The sequence below is a fragment of the Nocardia acidivorans NBRC 108247 genome, assembly GCF_001625085.1.
Lineage (GTDB): Bacteria > Actinomycetota > Actinomycetes > Mycobacteriales > Mycobacteriaceae > Nocardia > Nocardia acidivorans.
This window is the reverse complement of sequence record NZ_BDAW01000083.1, coordinates 34705-43942: the sequence shown is the minus strand read 5'-3', so window position 1 is coordinate 43942 and position 9238 is coordinate 34705. Positions and strand designations below refer to the sequence as shown.

Annotated in this window: 6 protein-coding genes; all 6 read right to left on the bottom strand. The window is 67.9% G+C overall.

Annotated features, from left to right (window positions below; genetic code table 11):
- Positions 1-2064, bottom strand: a 2064-nt coding sequence (locus tag NA10_RS29690) for an Hsp70 family protein (protein WP_157556819.1), incomplete at its 3' end; no start/stop codon positions are given.
- A gap of 527 nt (positions 2065-2591) precedes the next feature.
- Complete coding sequence (locus tag NA10_RS29685) at positions 2592-4181, bottom strand: FAD-dependent oxidoreductase (RefSeq protein ID WP_067573834.1); 1590 nt, start codon at positions 4179-4181, stop codon at positions 2592-2594.
- 15 nt (positions 4182-4196) lie between these two features.
- On the bottom strand, positions 4197-5204 hold the full coding sequence (locus tag NA10_RS29680; protein WP_084515440.1) for an AurF N-oxygenase family protein: 1008 nt from the start codon (positions 5202-5204) through the stop codon (positions 4197-4199).
- Between the two features lie 144 nt (positions 5205-5348).
- The gene (locus tag NA10_RS29675) at positions 5349-6383 is read right to left on the bottom strand and encodes an Hsp70 family protein (RefSeq protein WP_067573831.1); all 1035 of its coding nucleotides are present in this window, start codon (positions 6381-6383) and stop codon (positions 5349-5351) included.
- A 315-nt stretch (positions 6384-6698) separates the two neighbouring features.
- Complete coding sequence (locus NA10_RS39640; protein WP_067573830.1) at positions 6699-8522, bottom strand: N-acetylmuramoyl-L-alanine amidase; 1824 nt, start codon at positions 8520-8522, stop codon at positions 6699-6701.
- A 188-nt stretch (positions 8523-8710) separates the two neighbouring features.
- Positions 8711-9160 (bottom strand): QcrA and Rieske domain-containing protein, encoded by a 450-nt coding sequence (locus NA10_RS29665; RefSeq protein ID WP_157556818.1) that lies wholly within the window; start codon positions 9158-9160, stop codon positions 8711-8713.
- Positions 9161-9238 lie beyond the last annotated feature (78 nt).

Sequence of the window (9238 nt, the reverse complement as noted above, 5' to 3'; positions counted from 1 at the left end):
GGCTCCGCCAGCGGCCGAGGTGCCACCGCCCGCGCCACCGCCGGTGCCACCGGCCGAGGTCCCACCACCACCGGCGGTTCCACCGCCACCGGCCGAGGTGCCACCGCCGGTGCCACCGGCACCGGAAGTCGTTCCGCCACCCGAGGTTCCACCGCCACCGGCAGAAGTTCCACCGCCACCAGAGGAGGTACCGCCACCACCAGCGGACGTACCGCCACCGGCCGACGTACCGCCACCGGTGGATGTTCCACCGCCACCGCTCGCGCCACCCCCGCCGGTTCCGCCGTCACCGGCTCCGGTGCCTCCACCGGCTCCCGCGCCGGTTCCCCCGCCGGTGGTACCTCCCGGCCCGGAAGTCGTTCCGCCACCCGAGGTTCCGCCGCCGGTCGAGGTGCCGCCTCCGGGGGTCGTTCCGCCGCCCCCGGTTTCGCCGCCGGTACTGCCGCCCGGTGTCGTCCCGCCACCGGGACCGGTGGTCGAGCCACCCGGTGCGGTCTCACCACCGGCGGTGCCGCCGGAAGTCGTTCCGCCGGAGGCAGTTCCGCCGGGCGCGGTCCCGCCGGGCGCGGTCCCATTCGCGGGCGTACCGCCAGTGGTGCTGCCCGCGGGATCACCGGTGGCCGACCCCGGCGTCGCGGGCGACCCCGGTGACGTCGTACCGGGATTGGGAGCACCGGGATTGGGCGCACCGGGCAGTGTGCGCGGCAGGCTCACCGAGGGCACCCGGCCGAGGTATTGCGGTGCGCCGAACGCCTGCGCGGTGAGGAACGGCAGCGGATTGACGAACTGAGCCGGATTGGCATAGGTGAGAGAGTTTGTGACACTGCGGGTTTCGCAGTGCGTACCGGCCCGGGTGTCGACCGGCCGACCGCCGGACCAGGACGGGGTGACCGTCGGCGCCATCGGACCGTAGCTGCTGACGGCCGCCGCCGTGGTCACCACGTGCACGCGCCCAGTCGCCCCGGGCACCCCGCTGGTGTCCTCCAGCAGCAGCACATCGCCCGCCCCGATCGTCCCGGAGTCCGAGGGCGCGGGCGCGGCCTGCAATCCGGTGGTCCCCGCCACGGTCCCGCCGAGCACGGTGGCCGCGGACATGGCCAGCGCCGAAGCCACTGCCGCACCGGAGAATACGGCCGCGCGCGGGGCGTAGCGCCCGATGGCCGAGCCGGTGTCGGCGGAGCGGAACGCGGCCAGCGCCGCCCCCACCGCCACGGTATGCGCCGGATCCGGCGCCATGATGACCGGCCGCCCGAGATCGGCGAGCACCCGCGCCACCTCGATGGGCCGCGCCGCGCCGCCGATCAACAGCACCCGGTCGATATCGTCCATGGTGAGTCCGGTGTTGTGCACGCACGACCGGACCACCCGTAGCGAATTGCGAATATGCCAGCTGCGCAGGCGATTCGTATCCGCGGCGGGCACCACGGCCGAGACCGGCTGATGCTCCCCCGGCGCGATACTGCGCGCGTACCGGGCCAGCAGCGCGCCGAGCGGTCGCCCGCCGTATTCGGTGGAGCGTTCGGCCACCCCGAGAATGCCGCGCTCCTCGCGATCGGCCTCGGTGCGCACCACCGCCACATCCAGGCAGTTGCCACCTAGGTCGTAGACCAGAGTTATTCCGGCACTGGAGATTCCGTACTCCGCGTCCAGCCACTCCACGGCCGCGACCGGCTCCGGCATGAGCGCGACATCGGAGGCCCCGGACCAGTCCAGCGCGCGCCGCAGCCGGGTCACATGCTTTTCGGTGTAGTTGGCCGGATAGGTGGTGACGGCCGGTGCCTCCGGCGCGTTGGCCTCGATGAGTCCATTGACCACCGCGGCCACCAGATCGGCGGGCGACCAGATGCGCCCGTTGATGACGACCGGGTCCGGATCGGTGGTGAGATCCGCGAAATCGGTGACCACCGGGGCGAAACGGGGAATACCGCCGATGCGTGGTCCGCCCGCACTGTCGAAGGTGACAGCGGTCCGGCGCACTCGCACGGCGGGCCGGGTCCGTTCACCGGCCGCGGTCGACCATACGGAGTTCACTGTGCCGATGCTCATGCCAAAGCCAACAGTCATTTGCTATCCCGTCAACGCACCGTGACCACGGCCTCACAGGCGTACCAACCATGTGGACGCGGTCGTTTTCCAAACAGCGGGTTCAGGTTAGCTGGCGCATGCCGGATGTGAATATCGAATCCAGAGAAAAGATTTCGCGTCCAGTAGCGAAGTTGGCGAATCTACTGGTCAGCCAGGTGGGGCTTCAAGATCGAATCGAACTGGACGCCAAGCGAGTTCGGTGACAGGTGCGCTGTGGCTACAAGTCAGCGAACGAGTAATTCATACCAACCGGTAGGCAACCAGTGTCCGAAAAAGAAAACCGCAGCGTCAGTTTGTACGCGCGAATTGCCGATCACTGGTCGGTTGCTGTGCCCGAGTTCCCCACTCGCGCAGGCTGACCGACCGCGATTCGAAGTCAATTCTTCTTTACTACCAACCATGTCGCCCCGGGCAAACACAGCATTACAACTCACACAACACAATCCGTACACAAAACAGACCGCCTCAGATGACAGAGCATCCGAGGCGGTCTGAAGTACGACGAACTAACGACTGCGCACCAGCAGCGGCAGGCGACGCCGCACCGGACGATTCACCGCACCGCCGCGAATGGCATTCGGTTGACGCGCACCGACCAGTCGGTCGAATTCCCCCGCGCCATGCGCCGGTTCCACCAGCCGCCCCGCATTGAAGTCATCCACCAACTGCCGCACCGTCTCCTGCGCACAGGACTTGTTGGTCCCGATGAACCCGGTCGGCCCACGCTTGATCCAGCCGGTCACATAGGACCCCGGCACCACCGACCCGCCGGCGCTCTCCAGCACCCGCCCGTCGAGATTCGGAATCACACCCCCGCGCTCGTCGAACGGCAACCCCGCCAACGGAACTCCGCGATATCCGACGGAGGTGAGCACCAGCCCGGTCGCCAGCACCTCGGTATCCGAGGTGGCCTGCGCCCGCACCACCCCGTCGGCCCCGGTAATGAGCTCATTGCGCACCACAGCGACCCCGGTGACCCGGTCCACACCCTCGAAAGCCGTTGGCGCGGAAAGATACCGGAAGACGATCCGCTTGCGCCCGCCCACCGGCCGATCGGCCAGCCCGCGCAGCAGCTTCAGCTTCTGCTCGACCTGCCACGGCATGCTCGCATCGGTCGCGGGAATCTCGCCCTCGACCACGATGTCGACATCGGCCCCGAGCAGCCCCACGAATTCCGGCACGGTGAAGGCGGATTCGGCGGGACCGCGACGACCCAGCACGACCACTTCCTCGATCTTGCTGCGCCGCAAGGCCGTCAAGGCGCGCGGTGCGATATCCGTACCGGCCAGCAGCTCCGGATCGGTGGTCAGAATCCGCGCAACATCCAGCGCCACATTGCCATTGCCGACGATGACGGCCCGCCGCTGCGACAGATCGAAGTATCGACCGGCATGATCGGGATGCCCGTTGTACCAGGCCACGAACTCGGTCGCCGAGACGCTGCCGGGCAGCCCCTCCCCCGCGATGCCGAGCTTGCGATCGCTGGAGGCGCCCACCGCGTAGATCACCGCGTGATGATGCGCCAGCAGCTCCTCATGCGAAATGTGTTCCCCGGCATTCACATTCAGGTACGACCCGAAGCCGTCCTGCGCGGAGATCACATCGAAGAGCTCGCCGACCTGCCGCGTCTTGGTGTGGTCCGGCGCGACGCCGAACCGCGCCAGCCCGTACGGCGTGGCCAGCCGATCGAAGACCGTCACCGACACCCCGGACTGGGTCAGCAGTTCATCGGCCGCGTACATGGCCGAGGGACCCGAGCCGACGATCGCCACCCGCAGCGGTTCCCGCCCGGGCTTGACCTCCGCCGCCGGAATCGGTTTCGCCAGCAACGGCCGCGGCCGCTCGGTCCGGTAGAAGTCGGCATTGATCTCGATGAAGGGCAGCTGCTCATCGGTCAGCTTCTTGGTCGAGACGATCGCGTCCACCGGGCACGCGGTCGCGCAGGCGCCGCAGTCCACGCACGCCTGCGGGTCCACGTACAGCATCTCCGCGGTCCGGAAATCCGGCTCATCGGGCGTGGGATGGATGCAGTTGACCGGGCAGGCGTAGACGCAAGAGGCGTCACTGCAACAGGATTGGGTGACTACGTACGGCACTGTACGTCCCTTGTCTCAGGCGTTCTTGCCGGAGCGGATCGGCTCCGAACGATAGCGGGAGGCATTCCCTGCGATACCGAACAGCTTCCAGACGCGCTTGGAAATCGGGTTCATCAGCCCGATCTCCTGGGCCAGCGCGCGCACATCGACGAAGTAGTCGCTGAACGCCTGCTTGGAATCCTTGGAGCCGTAGAACAGCTCCTTGCGCACCTTGTCCGGCACGTCGAACTCGTCGAAGAACGCCTTGGGCGGGGTCACGATGGACCGGCCCAGAATGAACATGACGATCGGCATGGCGATCGAGAGCACCAGCTTGCTGGCCTGATTCGATTCCGGCACATGGCGCTTGAGGAATTCGTGCGCGAACGAGATGTGCCGCGCCTCCTCGGCGACGTGAATCGCCATGACACCGCGCATGATCGGGTGCACTTCCTCGCCCGAGCGCAGAATCTGCTTCTGGATATGGTCGATCGGCTCCTCGCCGGCGAGCACGGCCATGAAGAACAGGTTCGGGAAGAGCACCGCGACCGGAACCGCGATCTGCCGGAACTGCCGCACCCACGGACCCATACCGGGCACGTCCAGGCCGATGCGATTCACCATCTCCTGGAACATCTGGGTGTGGTTCAGCTCTTCGGACATCTCATGGGTGCAGTACCGGAACTCCGGATCACCATTGGCGAGACCGAAGGTGTGGTTCACCATGCCGCTGATCAGGATCGACTCGAACTGCAGGCCGACCTTGGCGACATTGGCCTGCCGGTACTTGCCGACGGCGATCTTCTGCTCGTCGCTGAGTGCGAGGTACCAGGGGTGCCGACCGATCGGGTCCGCGGACGCGGGCAGAATCCAGCGCTCGGGCTTGGTGTTGGCGTCGAAGTCCGGGTTCTCCCAGTCGATGTCCTCGAACGGATCGAAGCTGCGGTTGACCGAGCCCTCGGAGAGCAGCAGCAGCTTGTGCGCGTACTCGATGGCCTCGGCGACAACCGGGTCGTCGACATGGGTAGTGGTCGGGGACATCATCGTCACCTCTCCAGTCGGTGATGTATGTGTATCCCATGGTTACACCAAACTGGAGCACCGTCAACACGCGCTAGCAAGATGCTTGCACGCGTCGACCCCGACCGAACCATGAATCGAAGGCAAACCCGCCGGTAACCGGCGTATTTACAGGGCCGCGACCCGGGTGACACGCCGGAAGAGATCAGCTAGCACATGATGCCGATGGCCCCCGGAATCCTGCGCCAGCACGGACTGCCTGGCCGAGATGGCGGCCCCGTCGGCAATGGTGCGCTCCGGATCGGAAGCCACCGTCACCGGGCGAGCCAGCTGTTTCGCCAGCACCTCGGCGACCTCGGGCGGGCGCGCGGCCCCGCCGACCACCAGCACCCGATCCACATCGGCCATGGTGACATCGGCGATGCGCAGACATTTGTAGACCAGCTTCAGCGAAGCCCGAATATGTTCGGTGCGCAGCTCACCGGTATCGGTATCGGAGAACACCCGCGAGACCACGGGCGCGTCCGGTGAGCGCCGCAAGCGCCCCGCGACCAGACCACCGAACGCCCGGCCGCCGAAATCCGCGGAGTGCAAGGGCAATCCGACGATGGGATTGCTCGGCGCGCCCGCGCCCACCCGCACCAGCGTCACATCCAGTCCGGAACCACCGAGGTCGTAGACCAGCGCCAGCCCCGGCATGAGCGGCCCGCGCTGGGCCGCCAGCCAGGCCGCCGCGGCCACCGGTTCGGGCAGCAGTTCGACATCGGCGAGCCCGATCCCGTCCAGTGCGGTGCGCAGGTCGGCCACCAGACTCGCGGAGTACCCGGCCGGGTGGGTCACCGTGATTCCGGTGTCCCCCTTACCGTTCTGCCCGGCCGGAGCCTTCCCCAGCACCTCCTCGAGCACGCTGTCGGCCACGGTGGCAACGAGATCCGCGGCCGAGAGCGCCCGGTGACCGACCCGTGCGACCGGGGCCCCACGCTGGGTCAGATCGGCGAATTCGGTGATCACCCGGCCGTGCCGCGGAATGCGGCCGACCCGGGCGGTACCGGAACTGTCGAAGGTGAGGGTGGTGCGCCAGGTGGTCGGCGGCGAACCCTTACGCGCGGCGAAGGGCGGGCTGCCCCGGCGAGCCGAGCGATCGGCGGCTGTCACGCACACCGTATTGACCGTGCCGATACTCAAGCCCACACCGAACGCCATCACATCACCCTCGATCGACGAGTCGTTTCTCAGCCGTCCTGACCCGACCCGGGATTCATGCAACTCCTGCGCCGAATGCTTGCCAACCACCGGACACGAGGTTGTCCGCCACTCCACCTGTCCATGAGTGCGACCGCGCCTGCCAGGGGCGGTGTCCAGACACGCCCGAAGGAGCGCTAGGTGTCGGAAAGTTTGCTCGGCTTGGGCATTTTCGACATTCAGGACAGTGGGTACCGGTCGGGACGGAAATCGCCCGGACGACGAGAAGTGCCCCCGCTCCGAATGATTCGGGGCGGGGGCGCTTGTCGCTAACGATTACTTCGCCGGTGCGGTCAAGATGGTCGAGCTCAGCACCGACACCAGGCTGTACGCCAGGTTCACCAGGTCCGAGGCCACCCCGTTCTGACCCATGAGCATCTTGGCCAGCGGGCCCATCATCTTGACGGCCGACTGCACCAGGGTGCTCATCGACTCGATATCCAGGACCTCACCGGTCTTGGAGCTCTTGTCGGTGGTCGAGGGAGCCTGTGTACCCGGATTCGGCAGTGTCCCCGGGCTGGTCCGGATTCCCGGATTGGATTGCGTTCCCGCACCGGGAAGTTGCGGTGCGGCCACCGGCGGTGACTTCGGCGCGACCGGAGCCGCGATGGGACGAATCCCACCGGGCAGCTCGCTCGCACCCGGAATCGTCGCGGGCAGCACCCGGCTGTCCGAGGCGGGCTGGGTCTTACCGGGCTGGACCACCGGGGGCGCCACCGGCTGCGGCACCTCGGGGGCGGGGGGCGTACCCGGCTTGGCCTGCCCCGGCTGCGCCACCTGCGGACGCAGCAGATCACTCAATTGCGGAATCAGCAACTCCGGCTTGAAGTCCGCGCCGGGCTGATCGGACGGCGCGGGCGGCGCGGGCGGGGCCTTCGGATCGGCCTGGACGCCGCCCTGGGTCTTGGGGTCTACCGCCGCGCCACCGTTCTGCGGCAGCGTCTGCGACCCCGGCGCTCCCGGCACGGTCGCGCCCGGAACCGTTGCGCCCGGAACCGCCTGCTGCGGTGCGGGTGCGGCACCCTGCGGAGCCACCTGATCGGCGGGCGCACCGGGTTGCGGGCCGACCGCGGGGCCACCGGCCTGTGGTTCGGGGACACCACCCGGCATCGCGCCCTGGGACTGCGCGCCACCCTGCGGTGCGGTCTGACCCGGTCCGCCCTGCGGAACCGCTTGCGGCTGAGCGGTTGTCCCGCCCGGCTCGGTCTGCGGTTCGGTCCCGGCGGGGGGCGCCTGGAACTGTGCGGGTTGCACCGGCGGTGCGATGGCCGGTCCGCCCGCCTGCTCGGCGGCATTGCTCGGCGGCACCGCCACTCCGAGCAGGTACGAGACCACGCCCGTGGTGATGGTGACCGCGTGCCGGAGTTGACCCTCCCGCGTCTCCAGCAGCGCTGCGTCCTCGGCATTGGCTCCATTGCCCATTTCGAGGAAGACATCGGGGACCTGCGTCAGCGCGGGTCCGGCGATATCGGCGCGCGGCTGAAGTCCTTCGACCGCCCCGTTGTACGCGGCGGCCGGGAATCCGGCCTGAATGTAGGCGTCCCGCATGGCCTTGCTGGCGGCCAGGCCCGCGACGGATTGCACCTCATTGGCTTTGGCGTCCGGAATCGGCAGCTGGGGCACGATGAGGTGGAAGCCGCGCGCGTCGGCGGGCGCGCTGTCGGCGTGGATGCTGACGGCGATGTCGGCACCGGATTGGTTGGCGGCGCGGGCGCGTTCGTCGACGCAGCCGCCCCAGCCGGTGTCATCGGGGCGGCTCATCACGACGCGCGCGCCGAGACCCTCGAGGGAGGTGCGCACCAATTGCGACACATCCCAGTTGATGGTGTGTTCAGGAACGCCGTGCAGGCTGGTCATGCCGGTGGTCTGGCATGCCTTGGTGCCGCCGCGGCCGTCGTCGACCTGTTTGGCGACGTCCTGACTGTGATTGGGCCCCTGGTGGCCGGGGTCGAGGAAGATCGTCTTCCCGGCGAGCCTTTGTGGCAGTTGGGGCAATTCGGGCGAAGCTAGGGCGGTAGCCGGGATGAGCCCGGCCACTGTCGAGAATGCCGCGGCCGTGACGGCGGTGAAGATACCGGCCTTGACCATGCTCGGCTTCATAAGCGGCGGCGCTCCCGGGATCGAGGCGCCCCTCCCTTCCCACTAGTAACACCAAACCCAGCTGTTTACTTTTGCAACATCAGTTACCCTCTGGCAACGTCCGAGGCGGTTCGTGATTGAACTGTTACCGGTGGTCAGGGAAATTGGACGCTTGATCTCGCCGCATAAGGGGCTATTCCAGCGAATATTTAGCCCGACACGACAGAATCGCCGTCGACGCGTACCGCGCGGGCATCCAGCGGACGGGGTGCGGGGCCGCCCGCGACCGTGCCGTCGAGATTGAATTTGCTGCCGTGACAGGGGCATTTGATGAGTCCGTCGCTGACCTCGCTCACCTTGCAGCCCAGATGGGTACAGGTGGAGGAGAATCCGGCGAAGGCTCCCGCGGTGGCCTGGGTGATCACGGTGTCGCCCTTGATGACTCCGCCGCCGACCGGCACCTCCGAGGTTTTGGCGAGTTCGGTGCCGCCGTCCTGCTTGCGCACCCGGACGTCATTGGTGGAGGCCGCGGCCTTCTCGGTATTGCCGTAGCTACTGCACGCGACGGCGCTCAGGGCGGTGGCCGCCACTCCGGTGGCGGCGAGCGCGGTACGGCGGTCCATCCGGAACGCACCGGGGGTCGAAATCTGTTCGGTCATGGTTACTCCTGAAGTCGGGGGTGGACGCGGGCTGGCGGCCACACCTTGTGGACGTTGTGGACGGTGCCGCCGGTTCAC